Source organism: Hymenobacter ruber (assembly GCF_054783255.1).
Genome location: NZ_BAAGQX010000004.1, coordinates 883627 through 905286, shown reverse-complemented (window position 1 = coordinate 905286; position 21660 = coordinate 883627). Strand labels below are relative to the sequence as shown.

18 protein-coding genes are annotated in these 21660 nt (G+C 62.5%); 14 read left to right on the top strand and 4 right to left on the bottom strand.

What is annotated here, in order from left to right; all coding sequences use genetic code 11:
- Window positions 1–74: 74 nt before the first annotated feature.
- Window positions 75–680 carry a GrpB family protein gene (locus ACYVM5_RS14420; RefSeq protein WP_460618807.1) on the bottom strand — a complete coding sequence of 202 codons (606 nt, stop codon included), beginning with the start codon at window positions 678–680 and terminating at the stop codon, window positions 75–77.
- 936 nt (window positions 681–1616) lie between these two features.
- Between ACYVM5_RS14420 and ACYVM5_RS14415 the strand changes: the two genes are divergently transcribed.
- Complete coding sequence (locus ACYVM5_RS14415; RefSeq protein WP_460618806.1) at window positions 1617–2768, top strand: glycosyltransferase family 4 protein; 1152 nt, start codon at window positions 1617–1619, stop codon at window positions 2766–2768.
- 47 nt (window positions 2769–2815) lie between these two features.
- Window positions 2816–3778, top strand: a complete 963-nt coding sequence (locus tag ACYVM5_RS14410; RefSeq protein ID WP_460618805.1) for a glycosyltransferase — start codon at window positions 2816–2818, stop codon at window positions 3776–3778.
- On the opposite strand, the gene ACYVM5_RS14405 is transcribed toward ACYVM5_RS14410, so the two are convergent.
- Window positions 3760–4776, bottom strand: coding sequence for a UbiA prenyltransferase family protein (locus ACYVM5_RS14405; RefSeq protein ID WP_460618804.1), 1017 nt, complete (start codon window positions 4774–4776; stop codon window positions 3760–3762). The genes ACYVM5_RS14410 and ACYVM5_RS14405 overlap by 19 nt on opposite strands.
- Before the next feature lie 95 nt (window positions 4777–4871).
- On the opposite strand from ACYVM5_RS14405, the gene ACYVM5_RS14400 reads away from it, so the two are divergent.
- The 9 genes from ACYVM5_RS14400 (at window position 4872) to ACYVM5_RS14360 (ending at window position 17169) form a co-directional block, all read left to right on the top strand.
- On the top strand, window positions 4872–5702 hold the full coding sequence (locus ACYVM5_RS14400; protein WP_460618803.1) for an ABC transporter permease: 831 nt from the start codon (window positions 4872–4874) through the stop codon (window positions 5700–5702).
- Window positions 5702–7966 (top strand): cytochrome P450, encoded by a 2265-nt coding sequence (locus ACYVM5_RS14395; protein WP_460618802.1) that lies wholly within the window; start codon window positions 5702–5704, stop codon window positions 7964–7966. Before ACYVM5_RS14400 ends, ACYVM5_RS14395 begins: the two co-directional genes overlap by 1 nt.
- Window positions 7959–9197 (top strand): ABC transporter ATP-binding protein, encoded by a 1239-nt coding sequence (locus ACYVM5_RS14390; protein WP_460618801.1) that lies wholly within the window; start codon window positions 7959–7961, stop codon window positions 9195–9197. Before ACYVM5_RS14395 ends, ACYVM5_RS14390 begins: the two co-directional genes overlap by 8 nt.
- Before the next feature lie 26 nt (window positions 9198–9223).
- Window positions 9224–10255 carry a hypothetical protein gene (locus tag ACYVM5_RS14385; RefSeq protein WP_460618800.1) on the top strand — a complete coding sequence of 344 codons (1032 nt, stop codon included), beginning with the start codon at window positions 9224–9226 and terminating at the stop codon, window positions 10253–10255.
- 6 nt (window positions 10256–10261) lie between these two features.
- Window positions 10262–11422, top strand: a complete 1161-nt coding sequence (locus tag ACYVM5_RS14380; protein ID WP_460618799.1) for an acyltransferase family protein — start codon at window positions 10262–10264, stop codon at window positions 11420–11422.
- A 98-nt stretch (window positions 11423–11520) separates the two neighbouring features.
- Complete coding sequence (locus ACYVM5_RS14375; protein ID WP_460618798.1) at window positions 11521–12915, top strand: MBOAT family O-acyltransferase; 1395 nt, start codon at window positions 11521–11523, stop codon at window positions 12913–12915.
- A gap of 9 nt (window positions 12916–12924) precedes the next feature.
- Window positions 12925–14001 carry a hypothetical protein gene (locus tag ACYVM5_RS14370; RefSeq protein ID WP_460618797.1) on the top strand — a complete coding sequence of 359 codons (1077 nt, stop codon included), beginning with the start codon at window positions 12925–12927 and terminating at the stop codon, window positions 13999–14001.
- Between the two features lie 232 nt (window positions 14002–14233).
- Window positions 14234–16171 (top strand): RecQ family ATP-dependent DNA helicase, encoded by a 1938-nt coding sequence (locus ACYVM5_RS14365; RefSeq protein WP_460618796.1) that lies wholly within the window; start codon window positions 14234–14236, stop codon window positions 16169–16171.
- 104 nt (window positions 16172–16275) lie between these two features.
- Window positions 16276–17169: an alpha/beta hydrolase gene (locus tag ACYVM5_RS14360; protein ID WP_460618795.1), complete on the top strand. Its 894-nt coding sequence runs from the start codon at window positions 16276–16278 to the stop codon at window positions 17167–17169.
- 115 nt (window positions 17170–17284) lie between these two features.
- On the opposite strand, the gene ACYVM5_RS14355 is transcribed toward ACYVM5_RS14360, so the two are convergent.
- The gene (locus tag ACYVM5_RS14355) at window positions 17285–17584 is read right to left on the bottom strand and encodes a rhodanese-like domain-containing protein (protein ID WP_198066519.1); all 300 of its coding nucleotides are present in this window, start codon (window positions 17582–17584) and stop codon (window positions 17285–17287) included.
- 174 nt (window positions 17585–17758) lie between these two features.
- On the opposite strand from ACYVM5_RS14355, the gene ACYVM5_RS14350 reads away from it, so the two are divergent.
- A complete protein-coding gene (locus ACYVM5_RS14350) occupies window positions 17759–20101 on the top strand; it encodes an endonuclease (RefSeq protein ID WP_460618794.1) in 2343 nt (780 codons plus the stop codon).
- Window positions 20102–20166: 65 nt separating this feature from the next.
- Here the strand turns inward: ACYVM5_RS14350 and ACYVM5_RS14345 are convergent, their stop codons facing one another.
- Window positions 20167–20442 (bottom strand): GNAT family N-acetyltransferase, encoded by a 276-nt coding sequence (locus ACYVM5_RS14345; protein ID WP_460618793.1) that lies wholly within the window; start codon window positions 20440–20442, stop codon window positions 20167–20169.
- Window positions 20443–20574: 132 nt separating this feature from the next.
- Here ACYVM5_RS14345 and ACYVM5_RS14340 point away from each other — a divergent pair, with 132 nt between their 5' ends.
- Window positions 20575–21021, top strand: a complete 447-nt coding sequence (locus ACYVM5_RS14340; protein ID WP_460618792.1) for a hypothetical protein — start codon at window positions 20575–20577, stop codon at window positions 21019–21021.
- 68 nt (window positions 21022–21089) lie between these two features.
- Entirely contained in the window at window positions 21090–21368 is a 279-nt protein-coding gene (locus tag ACYVM5_RS14335) for a hypothetical protein (protein WP_460618791.1), read from the top strand.
- Window positions 21369–21660 lie beyond the last annotated feature (292 nt).

Sequence of the window (21660 nt, the reverse complement as noted above, 5' to 3'; positions counted from 1 at the left end):
CGTGAGGTGCCGGGCTTTTTGTTGCATGTCTAGGTATACCACCGTTCCGCTGAATCCACTGTACCGGGCGTGGCCTAGCCTGACAAACCGGGGCACTGCCACCCGACGTGCCGGGCCCAGAACTCGGCGGCGGAATAGAGCAGATAGAAGGCCGGTTCTTTGAGGTAGAGGTACCCATCGATGCTGTGCGGGAAAAGGGCTGCGGCGCGCGCTTTGAGCAGGCCGTAGGCATGGCAGGCGCTGGGCTCGGCGCGCAGGTAATCTCGCATCAGCAGGGCGAAGCGGTGGTTAAAGCGGCCCGATTCGCGCACGTGCAGGTGCACGCGGCGCTCCCCGGCGGGCTCACGCCCGTAACACTTGCGCAGGTCGGGGGAATGGACCGGCAAGCCGGCAAACACGTCGTACGCGTACCCCTTCCGGACTTGGAACCCGCCCCGGGCCAGTCCATACGCCAGCTCGACGGTCTGCGTCACGTCCGCCACCGTGAGCTGCACATCGAGCACGTCTTTGGCCGCCAGCCCCGGCACGGCGGTGGACCCGATGTGGTCGAGGCGCAGTAGCGAGGGGCCAGCCCAGGCTGCCAGACGTGGGGCCAGGGACGCAAATTCGGCGGCCCAGCGCGGTTGGTGGGGCAGCAGAATGACGGGCCTGGAAAGCGAAAACGGTGGCGTATTGGCCATAGCGGCAAGGTAGTGAGTATGCACTCGAAACCGCGGGGTGTTTATCATTTTGCCGATGCTCCGTAAACACACATCCCACCGTTTCGCTGAATAGCAGGGAGTAAAGAATAATGGCTTGCGCTAGGCGGTTGTTATAATGCTACTTTACATGTTTATATGCACGCCCCCATGCACCTTCCGGCTCTTATTGCTTCTTTTATCCTGCCAGGCACAAGGGCTTGTCGCCCGCACAACCAGATTTCAACTTTACCGAATCCAACCCAGCGAGTGGCAATAACCCCAAATGTATTGTGCGCTACTGAGCTGTTATTGTGACCAAGCAGCAATCGCCTCAGATAGAAATTGCTGGGGTGCCAAATTGCTTCTAAGGACTCGATGGTCTTCTGGCAAGGTCGCGTATTTATCAGTTGGATAAGTCCACGCTATTCCCAGAAATCCGTGCGCTTTTTTCTGCGAAAGAGTCAATTGAACGACTCGGTTGATTGGCAACGCATATTTACCCCGCAGGTTCCTGTAGCGGCCCCGCCCTACGCCGTTCGCCTCTGCCACAATCGGTTGCGGGCCGTAGTGCACACCGACACCACGGCCCGCAATTTGCATAACCTATCCATCGTATCGGAGCCGGTCGCCTTGCGTTCCAAACAAAAGATTGTGTACTATAAGATGGGCAGTGCTCCACCAAAATGATAGCGGGAGTGTTGTTGCTGTGCGCCAAACTAGCTGGCAAGCATCGCTTGATTGCCGAACCAATGAGGTGAATTAACTAACTGGTGTAATAATAACGAGGACTGCCCAACAAACAGCTTCGATGAAATCCCTCATTTGTGTATTAAATAATCCTCAAAACAAATGAGAATTATTCTAGCATTTTTATGCGATATTGCCGCCTCGGTTTGTCCTGTACTTTTGACGCAATTAATACCTTAAACATTTTTCATGCGTTTCAGCATAATTAGTTCTTGTATTATTCCATGGGGTGGCAGCGAGGAATTATGGGCAGGAGCAGCACTTGCTTTGCGAGCAGCAGGGCATGAGATTACCGTTTTAAAAACAGCTTTTGATGCACAGCATCCCCGTATTCAACAACTGCAGGCGGCAGGTTGCACAGTTGTTGGACTAAGGTCATACCCCAAACTGGTTAAACGCATGCTCAATCGCATGCTGCCCACGCGCCGACAGTGGACGCTCAGCGAAAATCAGTTCACCCAAATTAGGCAGCATCTTCGGCAACAGCAGCCTCACTTGGTAATAGTAGCGCAAGGCTCAAATTTTGATGGCATTGAGTTCGCCGATGTCTGCCGCCGCGCTAACGTCCCTTTTGTATTAGTGTCCCAAAAAGCGGCTGAAATATTCTTTCCGCCGGTGCACCAGCGTGCCATGGCCCGTCTGGCCTACGGCGCGGCCCGCCATTGCTACTTCGTCTCACAGCATAATATGACGGTAACTCAGCACCAGTTGGGTTTGGCCTTAGACCACGCCAGCGTGGTTTACAACCCATTTAATGTGCCGTATGCGGGGGAATTACCTTGGCCCACCTCTCCCATCGGGATACGTTTGGCATGCGTGGCCCGGCTAGAGGTATTGGATAAAGGACAGGATATTTTACTGCAGGTGTTGGCGCAACCAAAGTGGCAGCAACGTGCCCTGCACGTCTCCTTTTTTGGAAGTGGAGGCGATGAGCCTGCCTTGCGAGCAATGGCAGAGTTGCTCGGCCTGAACGACCGCGTGACTTGGGCTGGCCAGGTGCCCGATATTACGGCAGTATGGGCCAACCACCATGCCTTGGTCCTACCATCTCGTTACGAAGGCTTGCCGCTGGCTCTAGTGGAAGCCATGCTATGCGGCCGACCGGCCATTGCCACGGCGGCCGGTGGAACGGCCGAGTTCCTCGGTGACAATGAAACGGGCTTTGTGGCCGCGGCGGCTACTGTCGCAGCGCTCGATGAAGCCCTTGAGCGCGCGTGGAGTAGCTACGCTGACTGGCCGGGCATTGGCAGTAGAGCCGCTGCCTATGCCCGAACCCACATTCCACCTGAGCCCGGCGCATTATTTAGCCAAAAACTAATGCAAATAGCTGATGATTATTGATTTGCATCACATAAAAAATATTGCTTTAATTAACGGTTAGCCACTACATGCAACTAGGTCTGGTTTCTATCATTATTCCAACGTACAACCGGGCACATCTACTTGCGGATGCCATTCGCAGCGTCCTAGCTCAGGATTATCCTTACAAGCAAATTATCGTTGTCGACGATGGCTCTCAGGACGATACGTGCCAGTTGGTAAGCACCTTTGCGGATGTAGAATACATCTACCAGACTAATCAAGGCCAAGCGGCGGCTCGCAACACCGGCCTGCGCCAGTGCCAGGGCGAGTATGTGGCTTCGCTTGATTCCGACGATATCTGGGACGCTGATTTTTTAAGCAGTGGCATCGAGCAACTGCTGCCCGCACTAAGCCTGGTGTTTATGAACTGGCGGTCCGACGAGCAGTACAACGGTATGGAAAATTTTTTTCGTCAAGTGGGGGCGCAGCAACGCTACTTGACGCAGGCGGTTGGCGACTGGTGGTACCTCAACGCGGCCCAATCACGGCGCTTGATGCTCGAAACCTGCCCGGCGCCTTCTTCTGCACTCATCATTCGGCGCACTGCTATGCAGGGAGGCTGGAATGAAAGGATGCTAATTGCTGACGATTGGTGCCTTTTGCTTGATATTGTGATGCAGCAGCCCGCCGCTGCGGCATTCACAATGGCTCCTCACTGGCTAAAGAGAGTGCATGGAGACAATATCTGCGATGGGCGCAACTATATAGCGCTGGCGAAAGAACTAAGCTTTCACGATGAACCGCTGCTACTGCAGCGTCATCAAGCGCAGTTGCAATGGTCAGAAGTAAATATTTTTCGGCAACGGCAGGCCAAGCATCATTTTCATTATGCGTATGCTAGCTATAAGCACGCTGAAAAAAAAGCCATGTTCCGCCATATGGCCACTGCCTTCCGGCTAGCCCCTTTGGCTACCAGCCGACTCATTGCTTTAGAGGTAGCCAATTACGCACGAAATTATTACGCCAAAAGCTATGCGCCGACCCGTTGAAGCAATTGCCGTACTTTGCCTCTAAATACAGCCATGGCTGGCCCCCACCAGTACAACTGCTCCCAGGTGTGCAAACCAAACAACACGCCGTGCAGTGCCAGCACCCACGCGTCGTTGGGGTAGCGCCATACCTGCGCCAGCAGCAGGGCCAGCGGATAGTATATCTCGTAGTATTCGTTGAGCAGGATGTGCTGGCCAGGGCGAGGCTGAGCTACCACCACTGGTTGCCGCCACACACGGATGCGCAGCAACGTGAGGCCGCCATACAGCCCCAGGGCCAGATAGGCCAGCGGTTGCCGGAGCAGGTAGAGCAGCAGCACCAGACCGGCTACTTCCAGCATCAGTGCGGCCATGGCCAAGCGCCGGCCGGCCGGCGCGCCGAAGCGCACCACAAAAGTGCCTACGCCCGCCTGCGCGTCGTTGGCCGCATCGCCCAGCTGGTGCCACAAAATGTTGCGCAGCCCGCATCCCAGGGCCCAGGTACCCACGGCCGCCAGCCACTGCCCCGAGGGCTCCGCGCCCGCCCACCGGCTAACCAAGGCAGCCGTGAGCAACTGCGGAAACAGATGGGCCCCGGCAGTGTCGGCCAACAGGCCCCAGATACTGCGCGCCTTAAGGCGCAACGGAGGCAGCGAATAAAGCGAATAGGCGACCCAAGCCCCCAGATAAAAGATTGCGGCCCAAGGAAAAAGTGTCCAAAAATATCTGCCAAGCGCAAGGCCAGCCATGGCGCACCCGACCAGAGCAACCAGCACCATACGGCCCGACTGCCCGGCCAGGCGATTGGCCTTGCCGGCGGTGGCATCGTCGGCGCGGTCGGTCCAATCGTTGAGCAGGCTGACGTAGGTAGCACCTACCGTCAGGGCCAGTAGCAACAGCAGCAACCGGAATAGCAGGGGCCACAAGGGTACTTGCGTAAAGGCCGCGGTAGCGTAAGCGGTGGCAAGAATTGGAGCGAACTTGTAGGCCCACCACTCGCTGGCGCGTGCCTTCTGCATCAGTGTAAACGTTGCCCCTGATTCTGACTGCACCATCTCATTTTTTGTTATTTAACGGCCTTGGCAGCAGCTCCGCCGTCGCAGCTTTACCCCAAATGAAAGAAACAATCTACACTTCGCAGTCGCCCCTGCAAACCCCGCGGGTATTCCTGCGTGGGGTGCGGGCCGATTTGGAAGTGGTGTACCGTATCGGCTGGCAGCTGTTTGTGCGCAACCTGAAGGTGCAGGTGCGCCAAAGTCTGCTGGGCTACGCCTGGCTGCTGCTGCCGCCGCTGGTGACCGGGCTGGTGTGGGTATTCCTGGGCCACAGCCGGGTGCTGAACGTGGCCTCCGGCAACGTGCCCTACCCGGCCTTCGTGCTGGCCGGCGTGTTTCTGTGGCAGGGCTTCGTGGAGGCGCTGAATTGCCCCTTGCAGCAGCTCTCCACCGCCAAAGCCACCCTGGCCAAGGTGCGCGTGCCGCACGAAGCCTTCGTGGCGGCCGGCGCGGCCGTGGTGGTGTTCAACAGCCTGCTGCGGCTGGGCGTGCTGCTGGGGCTGATGCTCTGGTTCGGAGTGCCGCTGACGGGCACGCTGGCCCTGGTGCCGCTGGGCCTGGCGGCGCTGCTGCTGCTGGGCCTGGCGCTAGGCTGGCTGCTGGCGCTGCTGGGGCTGCTGTACGCCGACGTGGCCCAGGGCCTGCCCGTGGCCCTGAACCTATGGTTCCTGATTACGCCCGTGGTGTATTCGCCGTCCGCCGCTTTTGCCTGGTGGTTTAACCTGAACCCGGTGACGCCACTGCTTACCACCACCCGCCACTGGCTGCTGGCCGGCCCGGTGGCTCCTGCTCCCGGCTTTGGGCTGGTGGCCGGGCTCAGCGGGGTTTTCTTTTTGCTCACCTGGCTGACCTACCGCCTGGCCCAGCCTCACCTCATTGCCCGCCTCTGATGCTTCGTATTCTCCGTCCGCTGCTGACCCGGTACGCCCCTGCTTCATTCAAGCAACTGGCGCGGCGCGGGCAGCAGCAGCTAAGGCAGCTACGCCACGGCCGGCCCGCCCCGCCCTGCTTGTTTGTATTCGGGGGCCGCACGAACACCTGGCCCGAGCTGGGCCGCGAGCTGTACGCCCGCGACCCGGCCTTCCGCGCCACCGTCGACGCCTGTGAGCTGTTCACCACCCAGACGCTCCAGGGCCCTTCCCTGAGTGCGCATTTTACCGGCGCAGCGGACCCGGATTTTCTCCGCGATGAGCCACGCCTTATGCACGGTGGCCTGGTGCTGCAGTTAGCTCTGGTCGATATGTGGCGGGCGCGGGGCATACAGGCTGATGCTGCGCTGGGCAGCAGCCTAGGGGAAATTGCCGCCGTGTATGCCTGCGGCGGCCTTAGCCTCTCCGATGCCCTGCGAGTGAGTGCGTGCGCCTACACCATCAGCCAGCGCACTACGCCCACCCACGGGGTGCTGCTAGTGCCCGGCAGCGAGGCCGCGCTGGCGGAGCTGATACCCAGCAGCCCGATTAAACTCTCGCTGCTGCTGGTGCGGGATGCAACCAGCTGCCTGCTGCTCTGCCGATTCGACGAGCTGGCCCAGGGCCAGGCCTACTTGTTGGCCCAGGGCCTGCCCAGCCAGGTGCTGAGCGACTCGCCCATCCGGCCCTACCATACGCTCCTGCCGACGCACCTGGCCGCCATGCGTCGGCCCCTGGCCGCACTGCAGCCCCTGCCCCTGGCGCGGCCCTGCTACCTGGCCACGCGGGGCGGCCGGGTAGCGGCCGGCTCCGTGCTGGGTGCTGAGTACTGGCTGGCGGTGTTCCAGGGTGCGGTGCAACTACATGGCGCGCTGACCAGCGCCCTCGCCGACGGCTACCAACTGCTGCTCCCGGTGGGCAGCCACCCGTTCCCGGTCTATAACAACGAGGAGCTGGTGGCCCGGTTGGGTGCGGCCCAGCTGCTGCCTGCCCTGCAGGCCGGTCAGTCGGAATGGGCCGTGGTGGAAGCTAACTTCGCTCATCTCCAGCGGCAGCGCGTGGTAGTGGCGCCCGGGGCACCCCGCCGGGAAATGACCTACGCCGAGTTCACGGCGCAGTTCCGGCTGCTGGACCCCGGCTTTACCAACGACCTCACCCCTGGCTTTGCGTACCTGCGGCGGCAGGGCCCGCTGCATTTTCTGACCGCCGAAAACAGCTGGCTGGTAGTCGACGCCGACCTCATCAACGAGGTGCTGCGCGACCCGCAGGTGTATTCCAGCAGCCCTAACGGCCCTATCGATACCCTGCTGTCGGGGGCCGACCCGCCCCTGCACACCGATACCAGGACCCTGATACAACCCTACTTTTCGCCCAAGAAGCTGGGGGCGCTAGCCGAATTTGCCAGCGACGGCATTGCCGAACTGGGGGCCACGCTGCTGGCTCGGGGCGCTTTCGACTTCGTAGATGACTTCGCCCTGCCCCTGACTCAGGCCATGAGCGGTGAGCTGCTGGGCCTGACGCCGGCCGAGCGACAGCGGCTGAGCAGCCGCTTGCCCAGCCACCTCTACCGGTTCGAGTACTTCAACGTGCTGACGACGTTCTTCGAGGAGTGCTTCGAGCAGCGGCAACCGGCGGCCGAGCCGGTGCTGATGGACCAGTTGGTGGCCCACTGGCGGGCGGGCCGGTTTTCGCTCGCCGACGCGGTTGATTTGGCCAAAACCGTCTGGCTGGCAGGCCTCACCACCACCAGCATGCTCATGAGCAGCGCCGCCTACCACCTGCTGGCGCGCCCCGAGGTGGCCGGGCAGCTGCGGGACGCCCCCGCGCTGGTGCCGGCCTTCGTGGAGGAAATGCTGCGCCTGGAGTCGCCGCTGCACACCTTCCCCCGGCGCACCACCCAGCCGGTGGTGCTGGGCGGCCAGGCCCTGCCCGCCGACGCGCTGATTCTCTGCTGCGTGGCGGCGGCCAACCGGGACCCGGTGCGCTTTCCCGCGCCCGAAGTGCTGGACTTGCAGCGCAAACCCACGCGCCACCTCGCGTTCGGGGGCGGCGTGCACGCCTGCATCGGGGCCCACCTGGCCCGGCTGCAGGCCCGGCTGATGGTGCAGTGGCTGCTGGCCCAGGGCCCGCGCCTGCGGCTGGCCAACGCCCGCGCCCTGCCCGAATACCTGCCGTCGCAAATCCTGCGGGTGCTGCACCGGCTGCCGCTGCTGGCTTCGCCCCTTCCCGCCGCGCCCCATGACTGATGCTGCCCCCGTGGTTACGGTGCGTAACCTGTCCAAGAAATTCTGCTCCCAACTGCGCACCTCGCTCTGGTACGGGCTGCGCGACATTGCCGCCGAAGCCTGGCCGGGCGCCGCGCCCGCGGCGGGGCTGCGCCGGGCCGAGTTCTGGAGCCTGCACGATTTGTCGTTTGAGCTGCGCCGGGGCGAGGCGCTGGCCATCATCGGAGCCAACGGAGCCGGCAAAAGCACCCTGCTCAAGCTGCTCAACGGCCTCATCAAGCCCGACGCCGGCTCCATCCACCTGCGGGGTAGGGTGGGGGCCCTCATCGAGCTGGGCGCGGGCCTCGACCCGGTGCTGACCGGCCGCGAAAACATCTTTATGCGGGCGGCGCTGCTGGGCGTGGGCCGGGCCCAGGTGCTGCCGCTGCTGCCCGCCATTATCGACTTCACGGGTCTGGGCACGGCCATTGAGATGCCCGTGCAGTTTTACAGCTCGGGCATGCTGGCGCGCCTGGCCTACGCCGTGGCCGCCCACCTGCACCCCGACGTGCTGCTGGTGGACGAAGTGCTGGCCGTGGGCGACATCGACTTTCAGCGCAAGTGCATCCACCACATGATGAGCTACCTGGCGGCGGGCGGCTCGCTCATTCTGGTGTCGCACCAGCCCCACCACATGCAGGCCGTGTGCCAGCGCGGCTTGGTGCTGGAAAAGGGCCGGCTGGCGTTTGCGGGTACCACCACGGAGGCGCTGGACTATTACTTCTCCCACCAGGCCGGGGCGGGCTCCCCGACGGGCCTGCCGGAACGGGTCACGCCCACCCTGAGCGAGGCGCGCCCGGTTGTTATCGAGCACCTGGAGCTGGCCGGGCCCGGGCCGGTTATTCAGTCCGGCGATGATGTGCTGATTACCATCACCTACCAGTCCCTGCGGCCGGTGCCTAGCGTGATATGGGGCTTCTTTATTTACACCGGCGACGGGAGCGTTTGCATCACGGCCGCATACCCGCCGGAGCCCCTGACGCTGGCCCCCGGCCGGCACCAGCTCAGCTGCCGCCTGCGCGGCCTGCCCCTTACGGCCGGCGACTACCTGGTGAAATCGGCCATTTCCGGTTTTGAGCATTTGAACTCCATTGCGCTCCGGGGCTGGGAAGACGCGCCCGGCCGGCTCCACGTAGAAGAGGCCTCCAGCGTCACGAAAAATGTTCAAAAAATGCTCCAGCAGCTCGTTACGGTTGAAGTAGAATGGAACTAGCTGCCAACCCAACCCTTCCGCTGGAAATGGCTGAGCTGACATCGGCCATTGCCCGGGGCCTCGATTACCTGCACCAGCACCAGTACCCCAACGGGGAGTTTTGCAGCTACTTCGCCCCCGATGCGGCCATGCAGCAGTGGTGCGTGCCCGACAGCTGCATATTCCCCACGGCGCTCATTGCCAGCAGCCTGCTCTTCTTGGCTGAACGCCCGCAGGCCGAGGAAATGCTGACGCGCACGGACGGCTTCCTGCAGTACCACATGAACCGCGGGGGGCTGTGGCACCACTTCACCGGGCTGCACCCGCTGCGGGGCCCGCTGCCGCTGGATATGGACGACACCGCCTGCGTGTCGGCCCTGCTGCGGGACCGGGGCGTGAACTGCCCCACGCCCACCAACGTGCCGCTGCTGCTGGCCAACCGCAACCGGCAGGGCCTGTTCTACACCTGGTTTGTGGCGCGGGGCTGGAACGCCAACCGCACCCACTGGCGCATCACGCTGCCCCGGCTGGTGCACCCGCTGCGCAACCTCATGCTCTGGCGCAGCGTCGAGGCCGAGCCGGGCGACGTCGACCCCGTGGTCAATGCCAACGCGCTCTACTACCTCGGCGACATCCCCGAAACGCAGCCCGTCGTTGCCTGGCTGCTGCGCCTCATTGCCGAACACCGGGAAGCAGGGTGCGACAAGTGGTACCCCGACCCGCACGTGGTCTACTACTTCATATCCCGCAACTACTTCCGCGGCATCACCGGGCTGGAGCCCGCCCGGCAGCCCGTCATCGACCGGATTGTGGCCGCCGCCCGGCCCGACGGCCGCCTGGGCGAAACCGTGCTCGACACGGCCCTAGCCATTTGCACCCTGCTCAACTGGGGGGCGCAGCCGCCGGAGCTGCGGTCGGCCGTGCAGTTTCTGCTGGATGCCCAGCGGCCGCACGGCGAATGGCCCCGCTGGCTAGTGTACTACGGCGGCGCCAAAAAACTAGTCGGCTGGGGCTCCGAGGAAATGACCACCGCTTTTTGCCTGGAAGCGCTGGTCCGCTACCAAACCACTTTTAGTTAATATGCCATGATTCTACTGCGCTCCCAATCGGCCGCCACCTCGCCTGTCCTGCTCCAGCACAATGTGAAGATTGATGTATTGCGCGGAGTGGCTATTATGCTGGTATTCAGCTGCCATGCCCTAGTGGCCATCTTTGGAGAGTACGAAATCATCGATTTCAGTCCTTCCGGGCTTTGGACAGACTTCAGCCGGTATGCGCCGGGGAGGGTGTTGCTGAACGTGACGCCCTGGGCCATGGGCGCGCATGGCGTGACGCTGTTTCTGGTTATTTCAGGCTTTCTCATTCACTGGGGCTTTCTGAAAAGCGGCGCAGCTTTTCGGCTTGGTGAGTTCTTCAATAAGCGTTTTTGGCGCATTTACCCGCCTTACCTGGTCGCGATGGCGGTGTTCGGCCTTGCCTTGGGCACGGGCGGCGTGTTCAGTGTGCTCACCCATCTCACGCTCACCCACAACTTATTCGGCCGTTCCATTTACACCATCAACCCCGACTTCTGGTCGCTGGGCCTGGAAATGCAGTTTTACCTGCTCTATCCGCTCTTTTTGCTGTTGCGCCGCTGGCTGGGCATTGGCAGGGCCACGCTGGCCGTGGCGGGGGGCACAGGCCTCGTGCTGGTGCTGTTGCTGAGTTTTCACGTGCGCTCCCCCGTTCTGTGGCTTTCTCCACCCAACCTTTGGCTGGTCTGGGTAATCGGGGCGTGGTTTGGCGAGCAGTATTTCCTGGGCCAGCGCGTTTTCACGCGCAGCCCCGGCTACTTGGTGGGCTTCTACGTGCTGCTCTCCCTCTCGAAGTTAACGCTGGTTTATTGGGTGCTGGGGCGAGTGCTGTTCAGTTTGTTTTTTGTGTGCCTGATGGACTGGTACCTGCACCAGAAGGCGCCGGGCACATCGGCAATAGTCAGGGCGCTGACGAGGTTCACGGCGCGAGTGGGCCTTTACAGCTACAGCATCTACCTGTTTCACCATCCCTTTTTGCATCGGGTCATCACTTTCCTCAGCTTCGGGCAGCATAATAAGCTGGTGCTGGGCCTGGCTGTGGTGCTTGCTTTCGGCATCGTGTTCGTCATCGCCCACATCACCTACCACTGGCTGGAGCTGCCGGCCATCCGCTGGGGCAAAGCGTTATACGCCCGGTGGCAGTACGCGCACCAACTGAGGAAGTCCAGTTAAGCGGAACCGCCCCACCGCGATAACCCTACGCTGAATGCATGCTTTTTAACTCGCTACAATTTCTTGTTTTTTTCCCGGTCGTCACCGCGCTGTTCTTCATGCTGCCGCACCGGTTCCGGTGGTTGCTGCTGTTGGGGGCCAGCTGTGGGTTTTACATGGCTTTTGTCCCGGCCTACATCCTCATCCTGCTCTTCACCATTGTCATCGATTACTGGGCTGGGCTGCTGATTGAAGCCGCGCGGGGTTCCCGGCGCCGGTTTTACCTCGCGCTGAGCCTGGTGGCCAACCTGGGCGTGCTGGGCGTTTTCAAATACTACAACTTCTTTATCGGCAACGTTGGGGCGCTGCTGCACTGGAGCGGCAGCACGGCGGCGCTGCCGCTGCTGCACCTTGTGCTGCCCATTGGCCTTTCGTTTCACACGTTTCAGGCCATGAGCTACACCATCGAGGTGTACCGCGGGCGCCAGAAAGCGGAGCGGCACTTCGGCCTGTACGCGCTCTACGTGCTGTTTTACCCGCAACTGGTGGCCGGGCCCATCGAGCGGCCGCAGAACATGCTGCCCCAGTTTCGCCAAAAACAGTATTTCGACTACGACCGGGTGGTGAGCGGGCTACGCCTGATGGCCTGGGGGCTGTTCAAGAAAGTGGTTATTGCCGACCGCCTGGCCCGGCTGGTCAACGAGGTGTACGACGCGCCCACTCACTACCGCGGCCTGCCGCTGCTGGTAGCCACCGTGTTCTTTTCCGTCCAGATTTACTGCGATTTTTCGGGCTACTCGGATATTGCCCGGGGCAGCGCCCGCGTGATGGGCTTCGAGCTGATGCGGAACTTCGACCGACCGTATTTTGCCCGGAGCCTGCCGGAGTTCTGGCGCCGCTGGCACATTTCGCTCTCCACCTGGTTTCGGGATTACCTTTACATTCCGCTGGGCGGCCGCCGGGTAGCGCTGCCGCGCGCCAGCTTCAACCTGTTTTTCGTGTTTCTGGTCAGCGGCCTGTGGCACGGGGCCAACTGGACGTTCCTCATCTGGGGAGCCTTGCACGGGACCTACCTGGTGGTGGGCATGCTCACCCGCACCAGCCGCCGACGGCTGGTGGAGCGGCTGCCGCTGCTGGGCAGCCCGGTGCTCAACGTGGCACTCACCTATGTGCTGGTGGCCTTCGCCTGGATTTTCTTCCGCGCCAACTCCGTGCCTGACGCCCTCTACGTCGTCCGGCACCTCTTCGACACAAGCACGGCACTGCGCGAGGGCACCCTTTCCCACGGGCTGGCCGCCGTGAAAGTATTCTACCAGCGCTACGAGTGGCTAGCGCTGGCCGGGGCGCTGCTGGGGCTGGGGCTGGTAGAAACCGCGCAGGCGCGGGTAGCTGTGGGCGGCTGGGTGGCCCGGCAGCCCACGCCGGTACGCTGGGCGCTATACTACGGCATCGTGCTGTGCATTGCCCTGCTCAGCCCCATGGAGCGCGTGCAGTTCATCTACTTCCAGTTTTAATTCGCCCCGATGCCGACGGTCACGACTACGCCTACCCCCGCGCTCCGGCCGCCCACGCGCGGCGTGGGCAAGCTGCTGCTCAACGTTTTCCTGCTGACGCTGCCCTTCAGCGCGGTGGTGGCCAGCTACCTGGTGCTGGACCCGTTTCAGGTGCTCTACCACTACGACGCCTTTGCCACGCAGGTGATTCCGAACCGGGACTACGTCAGCACCGAGATGTTTGTCAACAACTACCCGCGGCATCGGTACCAGTCCTTTATTCTGGGCAACTCGCGCACGCTGGCCTTTGCCGTGCGCGACTGGGTGAAATACACTCACGACCCGCTCAGCTTCCACTACGACGCGCTGGCCGAGTCGCTGTTCGGGGTGTGGAAGAAGCTGCAATTCCTCGAAAACCAGGGCGCCGGGCTCAACAACGTGCTCATCATCTGCGACCCGCAGCTGCTCGCGCAAACCCGGGACGTCGACTCTCACCTGTTTCGCAAAGACCCGCGCCTGACCGGGGAGTTGCCCTTCCGCTTCCAGCTGTCGTTTTTTCGGGCCTACCTCGCCCGGTTCTTCTTCTTTCATTTCTGGAAGCTGAAGCTGACCGGGCAGGTGACGCCGGGCATGGAGGACCTGTTCAACACGCGGGGCGGAGGTATTGCGCCGGTTACCAACGACATGCTCCTGACCGAGGCGGAGCAGCAGATTGCCACCGACTCGGTGGGGTTTTACGCGCACAACCCGGGCCTGCCGCCGCGCCCGGCCCGGCCACCGGTCAGCCCGGCGGTTATCGGGCCCGAAGCCAAGCAGCAGCTGGTGGCTATTCAGACCATTCTGGCACGCCACCATACCAAATACCACTTCATCATCAGCCCGCTGTACGACCAGGCGGCCCTCAACCCGGCCGACCTAGCCTACTTGGTTCGCATCTTCGGGCAAACGCATATTCATAATTTTAGCGGCGTAAATGAGTTCACCAGGTACCCCGGCTATTACTACGAATCCTCGCACTATCGTCCACTGGTGGGCCGCAAAATCATGCAACTGATTTACACCTTGCACTCGACGGACATCAGGCCAAGGAATGGGGAGGATAATTAAAAGCTCCTTGTTGGCAAACCACCACAAATAGGGCTTTGCGGCTTGGCGAATGTGCCCTGCTGTCAAGCTTAAGTTCAAGAAACTCATTCGCCTTTCCAAGTTTATGAAACTCGAAGTAGGCCTGTAATGTCATGAACTCCTTGCTAACGCGCTTCTCCGCTCCTTTTTCGGCGTACCAGGATGCTGGCCGGAAAGCAGCAGGTGCATAAAAACGAGGCAGTATCTTCGCCTCATGTCCTCCACCCCTACCAACACCTCGCCCCTGGCGCTGCTGCGCGAGCATTGGGGGCACACGGCGTTCCGGCCGGGGCAGGAGGAAATCATTGCTTCGGTGCTGGCGGGGCACGATACGCTGGCGCTGCTGCCCACGGGCGGCGGCAAGAGCATCTGCTTTCAGGTGCCGGCGCTGGCGCGGCCGGGCATCTGCATCGTGGTGTCGCCGCTGATTGCGCTGATGAAGGACCAGGTGGACAACCTGCGCCGGCGCGGGCTGAAAGCCGAGGCCATCTACGCGGGCATGAGCCACCAGGAAATCGACCACGCGCTGGACAACTGCGTGTACGGCCGCAGCGTGAAATTCCTGTATGTGAGCCCCGAGCGCCTGCTCACGGAGCTGTTCCAGGTGCGGGTGGCGAAGATGAACGTGGGCCTGCTGGCCGTGGACGAAGCGCACTGCCTTTCGCAGTGGGGCTATGATTTCCGGCCGCCCTACCTGCGCATTGCCGAGCTGCGCGAGAAGCTGCCGCCGGGCACGCCGGTCATCGCCCTCACGGCCACCGCCACGGCGCAGGTGCAGGCCGACATCGTGGAAAAGCTGAAGTTTGGGCCGGGCTCGGGCGTGTTCCGGCAGAGCTTTGCGCGGCCCAGGCTCTCGTACTCGGTGCTGCAAACCGAGGACAAGCTGCGCCGGCTGCTGGAAGTGGTGCGCGGCGTGGGACCCAACAAAACAGCCATCGTGTACGCCCGCACCCGGCGGCAAACGGAGGACACGGCCACGTTTCTGCAGCAGCACCGGTTTGCGGCGGCGGCCTACCACGCGGGCCTGCCCTCGGAGAAGCGCACCCAGGTGCAGCAGGACTGGATTGCCGACAAAGTGCGCCTGATTGTGGCCACCAACGCTTTCGGCATGGGCATCGACAAGCCCGACGTGCGCCTCGTGGCCCACCTCGACGCGCCCGACACGCTGGAAGCCTACTACCAGGAGGCCGGCCGCGCCGGGCGCGACGGCCAGTACGCCTTCGCCGTGCTACTGGCCGGCCCGAACGATGCCGACGAGCTGCGTCGCCGCACCAACCAGTCGTTTCCGCCCCTCGATACCGTGCGGCGCGTGTACCAGGCGCTGGCAAATTATTCGCAAACGGCGGTGGGCGGCGGCGAGCTGGCGGCGTTTGAGTTTGATATGCAGCAGTTTGCCGAAACCTACCGCATCAAGGCCGTGGACGCGCACAACTCGCTGAAAATTTTGCAGCGCGAAGGCTTTGTGCAATTGAACGAAGCCGTGAACCAGCCGGCGCGGGTACACCTGATTATGAACCACCAGGATTTGTATGCTTTTCAGGTGGCCAATGCGCAGCACGACTTGCTGATAAAGGCGTTGCTGCGGCTGCACGGCGGCGAGCTGTTTTCCGATTTTCAGACTATTTCGGAGAATGCCCTGGCTACGCACCTGCGCCGCAGCGTGGTAGAAGTGCGCCAGCAGCTGCGCTACCTGCACACGGCCGGCATTCTGCACTACCAGCCCAAGCAGGAATCGCCGCAGGCCATGTTCACCACGCCGCGCTTCGACTCGTCCAAGCTGCCCATCGACCAGGTACGCATGACGGCCGCCCGCGACCTGGCCCGCGCCAAAACCCACGCCGTGGGCCAGTACCTGAGTGGCACTCGCTGCCGCCAGGTTCTGCTGCTCACGTACTTCGACGAAGCCGACCCGGCCCGCTGCGGCGTGTGCGACATCTGCCTGGCCGAGAAGAAAGCCGCGCAGGCCGCCGCCCAGGTGCCGTCGCTGCGCGAGCCGCTGCTGGCGCACATTCGGCAGGCGGCGGTTTCGCCGCGCGAGCTGCTGGCGGCTTTTCCGCCCGCGCAGGCAGGCGCCATCACGGCAGCGGTGCGCGAGATGGTGGACCGGGGCGAGCTGACCTACGCGGCCGATGGCAGGCTGATGGTGCCATAGAGACGCATATTTGCGTCTCGTCGGCTGCGCCGCGTGGCCGGTCGTTCATCAATACCGTTCAACGACGAGACGCAAATATGCGTCTCTACAATTGTTCTATTCCCATGGCTTTTCTTCATTGGCTGGCCGCACTGCCGCTTTTCGCCGCCCTCATTGGTGCCGATGTGCCCAGCCCAGCCAACCCCGGCCGGCTGGAGCACCTGGCCGATTTCCCCTCCAAATTTGTGAAGGCCCGCCACGTGGATGTGTGGCTGCCCAAGGGCTACCCGCAGCCCGGCACCCGCTACGCCGTGGTGTACATGCAGGACGGCCAGAACCTGTTCGACCCCAAAAACGCCTACGGCGGCGTGGCCTGGGAAGTAGACAGCACGCTGGCCGCCCTGGGGCCGGCCGTGCGCCCCTGCATCGTGGTGGGCATCTGGAATACCGAGCGGCGCTTTCCCGAATACACCCCGGCCAAGCCCTACGCAACGATGAGCGCCGCCCGCCGCGCCCAGATTGAGCAGGAGCGGCCGGGCGCACCGCTCTCCGATGCCTACCTGAAATTTGTGGTGCAGGAGCTGAAGCCCTACGTGGATAAGCACTTCCAGACCTCGCCCCGGCGGGCCGATACGTTCGTGGCCGGCTCCAGCATGGGCGGGCTGATTTCGCTGTACGCGGCGCTGGAGTACCCCAAAGTTTTTGGTGGAGCGGCGTGTTTCTCCACGCACTGGCCGCTGAGTTTGAAGGAAAACATGCCGGATTTCACCACGGCGATGGTGCAGTACCTGGATAAGCAACTGCCCCGCAGTGGTAAACCCAAAATCTATTTCGACCACGGCTCAGCGACGCTGGATGCGTGGTATGAGCCGCACCAATTGCGCATCGATAGCGTGATGCGTGCGCACGGCTACAATGCCAGCAACTGGCTGAGCCGGAGCTTTCCCGGCGCGGCGCACAACGAGGCCGCTTGGAAAAAGCGCGTGGGGCCAGCGCTGCAGTTTATGCTGGGGCGGTAGAAATGAATGTCCTGTCATCCTGAGCGCAGCGAAGGACCTTACCACGCGCGAACAATTAAATTTCTGGCGTGATAAGGTCCTTCGCTGCGCTCAGGATGACGGGGTTTTTCGTCCGCTAACCGGCCGAATACTCGGTGAAGCCGCCGAGCAAATTCCGCACGTTGGTGAAGCCTTGCTGGGTGAGGTAGGCTTTGGCCTGCGAAGAGCGGCCGCCGCTTTTGCAATGCACAATGACCTCCTGGTCCTTCCAGGCGTCGAGGTCGTCGAGCTTGTCGGGCAGGGAGCTGAGGGGGATGTTCTGGGCGGTGTCGATGCGGCCTTCTTCGTGCTCCCAGGGCTCGCGCACGTCGATGAGGTGGGGGGTTTCGCCGGCTTGCAGGCGCTGGCGCAGTTCGGTGGTGGTGATGTCGGCCATGGAATTAGGGCGGAGTGAAATTGGAGGAAATTGGTGCGGCAAAAGTACGGCCCAAGTCTTCTTGGTTTCGTAATGGCCGGGCGGTCAGCCACCCGGCCCGAATCCGTTATATTTGTTGCTTCCCTCTGCCCCCGCGCTTATTCTCCATCCCAATATCTCTTTCTTCAGTTTCGTATGAAACAATTCTTCGCTTCGCTGCTGGTGGGGCTGGCCCTGGTGCCCGCCGCGCTGCAGGCCCAAACCTTCCCGGCCATGCCGGCGGCTCCGCCCACCAATTTGCAGGGCCAGGCCCTGCGCGACTGGCTCCGCACCAACTGGTACGACGGCAAGCGCACGGTGCTTTCCTACGCCGGAGCCCGGGCCAAAATGTATAACTACGCCGACAACTACAACAACTCGGTGACGTGCGTGTACTCGGGCTACAACACCCCGGTGCCGCTCAATTTCAACAGCTCGAACTCGTCGCCGGCGGCCAACATCAACTGCGAGCACAGCATTCCGCAGTCGTGGTTCAGCTCGGCCAACCGCATGGTGTCGGACATGCACCACCTCTACCCTACTTACATTCAGTGGAACTCGAACCGGGGCAACAACCCCTATGCCGACATTCCGGACGCCACCACCACCCTCTGGATGCGCAACACCAGCAGCCAGACCACCATCCCCACCACCAACATCGACGAGTACAGCGAGGACACCAACTCGCAGTTTGAGCCCCGCGAAGACCACAAGGGCAACGTGGCCCGCACGGCCTTCTACTTCTACACGATGCACGACACCCAGCCGGAGCTAATTGCCACCGGCCACCAGAGCATCACCTCGCTGGCCCCGCTGGCCACCCTCTACGCCTGGCACCTGGCCGACCCGGTGGATGCCCACGAGATTGAGCGCAACCGCCGCGTGGCCGCCAGCCAGGGCAACTACAACCCCTACATCGAGCACCCCGAGCTGGTGGCCCTGGCCTACGGCCTGGCGCCTCCCGGCCCGGTGTTCACGTTTGCCAGCGCCACGGGTACCATCACCGAAGGCAACACCGGTACCAGCACCTACACGTTTACCGTGAACCTGGCCCCGGCCGCCACCACGGCCACCACCGTGCAGGTAAACTTTGATGCCATGAACTCGACCGCCACCAGCGGCACCGACTTCACCTTCGCCTCGCCCGCTACCGTGACCTTCCCGGCCGGCAGCACCAGCCAGACCGTGACCCTGACCGTAACCGGCGACACCCAGCCCGAAGCCGATGAAACCGTCGTGCTGAACCTGAGCAACCCGGCCACCGGCACCAGCCTGGGCGGCCCCAACGTGCACACCCTCACCATCACCAACGACGACGGTACGCCTTCCACCGTGAGCTTTGCCTCGGCTACCGGCGCCATCGCCGAAGGCAATACCGGCACCAGCACCTACACCGTGAACGTGGCCTTGACCGGCGCGGCCATCACCAGCGCCCTCACGGTGCCGGTGAACGTAGACGTGGCCAGCAGCACCGCCACTTCGCCCTCGGACTACACCCTGAACACCACCAGCGTGACCTTCGCCGTGGGCGGGGCCACCACCCAGGCCGTGACCGTAACCGTGAACGGCGACGTGACCTTCGAGCCCAACGAAACCGTGCGCTTGCGCCTGGGCACGCCCTCCACGGCCACCGTGCTGGTGGGCCAGCCCAACGCCCACATCCTCACCATCACCAACGACGACGCGGCCCCGGTGGGTGCGCCCTGCACCAAGCCGTACTTCTCGCAGTACACCGAGTCGAACACGGGCAACACCAAGGTGCTCGAAATCTACAACCCCACCAACGCGCCCATGCCCCTGGCCGGCAAGAGCGTGGTGCTGTACGCCAACGGCGCTACCACCCCCACCACCACCCAGGCCCTCACCGGCACCATTGCCCCCTACGATGTGTACGTGATTGCTAACACCGGCGTGACCGATGCCGGCGTGGCGGCCCAGACCGACCTGCAAAGCGGTGTGGCCTTCTTCAACGGCGATGACGCCATTGCCCTCTTCAATGGCACCGATACCCTCGACGTGATTGGCGTGATTGGCCAGCGCCCCACCGAATGGACGGTGGCCGGCGGCGGCTCGACCCTGAACAACACCATGGTGCGCCTGCCCAACACCAACCAGGGCGGCCGCTGGAACGGCCCCTACGGCGCTGCCACCTGGACCGGCAACGGCGTCGACGTCTTCACCGGCGTGGGCAGCTACACCAGCACGGCCTGCGGCACCACCACGGCCACCCGCACCGCCGCCGGCCTGCGCACGGCCCTCGAAATCTATCCCAACCCGGCCTCCAGCAGCGTGCAGCTTCGCCTGCCCGGCCAGTCGGCGGCCCTCTCTGCCACGGTGGAAGTGCGCGACATGCTGGGCCGCACCGTGCGCCAGCGCACCGCTCTGCTCAGCGCCACCGAGGCCGCCTCGGTGGACCTGCGCGGCCTGCCCGCCGGCCTCTACGCCGTGCGCGTGCTCTCTGCTGGCGTGGAGTATGCTGGCCGCGTGGTGGTGCAGTAAACTGCCTCGCTTCGCTCAACAAAAAAGCCCCCGGCCGGTTGGTCGGGGGCTTTTTTGTTGCGGTTTCAGGCCAGGATATCAGCGTATTCGGCGTGGTGCTTTTTCACGAAACCCTTCATGAAGGTGCAGCTGGTTTTCACCTTGAGTTTTTGCTCGCGGGCGAAGGCCAGGGCGGTGCGGGCCAGCTCATCGGCCAGGCCCTGGCCGCGCAGGGCCTCGTCCACGAAGGTGTGGGTGAAGTCGATAATGCCCTCGGCGGGGCGGGCGTAGGCCAGCTCGCCGTCGTGGCCGTCCTGGCTGATGGTGAATTCCTGATTTTCGGGGTCGTGCTTGATGGGCATGGGGTTGGGCGAATGAAGGGGTAAAAGCTGCGGCCTATACGCAAAAGCCAACGGCCGCCGCCGAATTGCGTACAGGGATACCAAAGCGGGCCCGGCCCGTTTGGTTTTCAAATCCCCTTCATTTTCTTCTGCATGGATACGCCCACCTCCTCCCTCCCGCCCGACAACGACCACCGTCCCCTCGACCAGCAGGACCGCGCCGCTGCCGCCCGCCTCAACCCCAACGACCCGGCCGTGACGGCTGGCAGTCCCGGCTACGGTAGCTTTGGCCACGCCGCCAACACCCCCACCAACGAAGGCCCCGGCCGCAGCGGGGCCAACGACAACCCCGACGAGTTCAGCGAATTTGCGGACCGCGAAGAGGAGGCCCTGAACGCCCCCGACAACCCCGAAGACCAGCCCGGCCACGTCACCCAAAACCAAAACCCGGAACTGGTGCGCCAAGTACAGGCCGAAGGCGGCGACAACGAGGAGCTGCGCAAGGCCTGGGCCGAAGACGACCCCCGCTACGCCGGCGGCGGCACCCACAACACCCGCGAGGAACCCGCCGACGCCAACTACCCCACCAAAGACGAGTAAATAGTTACTCGGTGAGCAGTTATTGTTGTTCACCGATGGCTGCTCACAATTCACTGAATAACTGCCCCATGCCTACTAATCCCAACGACACGTTCGACCAGGAGCCTTCGGAAGACGGCGCTTCGACCCCCATGCTCAATGCGGCCACCTACGGCCAGCAGCTCGACGACAACAACGCCTCGGGCCAGGAGAAGGCCGACGAGATGGACGACTCCCTCCGCTCCGACACCGCCGAGATGCGCGCTGCCAACGGCCCCGCCCCTGCCTCGTCCGACAACCTCCCCAAGGAGCTTACCGACCCCAGCGACCGCGCCTTCACCCTGCCCGAAGAGCAGGAGCCGAAGTAACCAGCTTCCCTTTCCAAAAAAGGCTTTCATCAAACGATGAAAGCCTTTTTTTATGCCCGTTCAGCGGCACGGCCAGCAGTTTGGCCCTGCCTGCAAGCTCAACTTTATGCGCTTCTTCCTATCTGATGAACTTTTGATTACTACCACTTGCTTAGAATATAAATAATATTGTATATTTATTATATTCAGAACACGTCAGAAATAATCCCGCATCCTGGAATTGGATGGGGGCACACAGCATAGCCACAGTGCTGAGCCGGATGTATGCGCAGCCACAAACCCAAGCCCGTTC

Bases quoted from the DNA above. Each gene is read 5' to 3' on its own strand.
- ACYVM5_RS14405 (WP_460618804.1), bottom strand. From the start codon at position 4,776: ATGCAGAAGGCACGCGCCAGCGAGTGGTGGGCCTACAAGTTCGCTCCA.
- ACYVM5_RS14345 (WP_460618793.1), bottom strand. From the start codon at position 20,442: ATGCCCATCAAGCACGACCCCGAAAATCAGGAATTCACCATCAGCCAG.
- ACYVM5_RS14370 (WP_460618797.1), top strand. From the start codon at position 12,925: ATGCCGACGGTCACGACTACGCCTACCCCCGCGCTCCGGCCGCCCACG.
- ACYVM5_RS14400 (WP_460618803.1), top strand. From the start codon at position 4,872: ATGAAAGAAACAATCTACACTTCGCAGTCGCCCCTGCAAACCCCGCGG.
- ACYVM5_RS14350 (WP_460618794.1), top strand. From the start codon at position 17,759: ATGAAACAATTCTTCGCTTCGCTGCTGGTGGGGCTGGCCCTGGTGCCC.
- ACYVM5_RS14415 (WP_460618806.1), top strand. From the start codon at position 1,617: ATGCGTTTCAGCATAATTAGTTCTTGTATTATTCCATGGGGTGGCAGC.
- ACYVM5_RS14410 (WP_460618805.1), top strand. From the start codon at position 2,816: ATGCAACTAGGTCTGGTTTCTATCATTATTCCAACGTACAACCGGGCA.
- ACYVM5_RS14360 (WP_460618795.1), top strand. From the start codon at position 16,276: ATGGCTTTTCTTCATTGGCTGGCCGCACTGCCGCTTTTCGCCGCCCTC.
- ACYVM5_RS14420 (WP_460618807.1), bottom strand. From the start codon at position 680: ATGGCCAATACGCCACCGTTTTCGCTTTCCAGGCCCGTCATTCTGCTG.
- ACYVM5_RS14380 (WP_460618799.1), top strand. From the start codon at position 10,262: ATGATTCTACTGCGCTCCCAATCGGCCGCCACCTCGCCTGTCCTGCTC.
- ACYVM5_RS14340 (WP_460618792.1), top strand. From the start codon at position 20,575: ATGGATACGCCCACCTCCTCCCTCCCGCCCGACAACGACCACCGTCCC.
- ACYVM5_RS14335 (WP_460618791.1), top strand. From the start codon at position 21,090: ATGCCTACTAATCCCAACGACACGTTCGACCAGGAGCCTTCGGAAGAC.
- ACYVM5_RS14355 (WP_198066519.1), bottom strand. From the start codon at position 17,584: ATGGCCGACATCACCACCACCGAACTGCGCCAGCGCCTGCAAGCCGGC.
- ACYVM5_RS14385 (WP_460618800.1), top strand. From the start codon at position 9,224: ATGGCTGAGCTGACATCGGCCATTGCCCGGGGCCTCGATTACCTGCAC.
- ACYVM5_RS14395 (WP_460618802.1), top strand. From the start codon at position 5,702: ATGCTTCGTATTCTCCGTCCGCTGCTGACCCGGTACGCCCCTGCTTCA.
- ACYVM5_RS14375 (WP_460618798.1), top strand. From the start codon at position 11,521: ATGCTGCCGCACCGGTTCCGGTGGTTGCTGCTGTTGGGGGCCAGCTGT.
- ACYVM5_RS14365 (WP_460618796.1), top strand. From the start codon at position 14,234: ATGTCCTCCACCCCTACCAACACCTCGCCCCTGGCGCTGCTGCGCGAG.
- ACYVM5_RS14390 (WP_460618801.1), top strand. From the start codon at position 7,959: ATGACTGATGCTGCCCCCGTGGTTACGGTGCGTAACCTGTCCAAGAAA.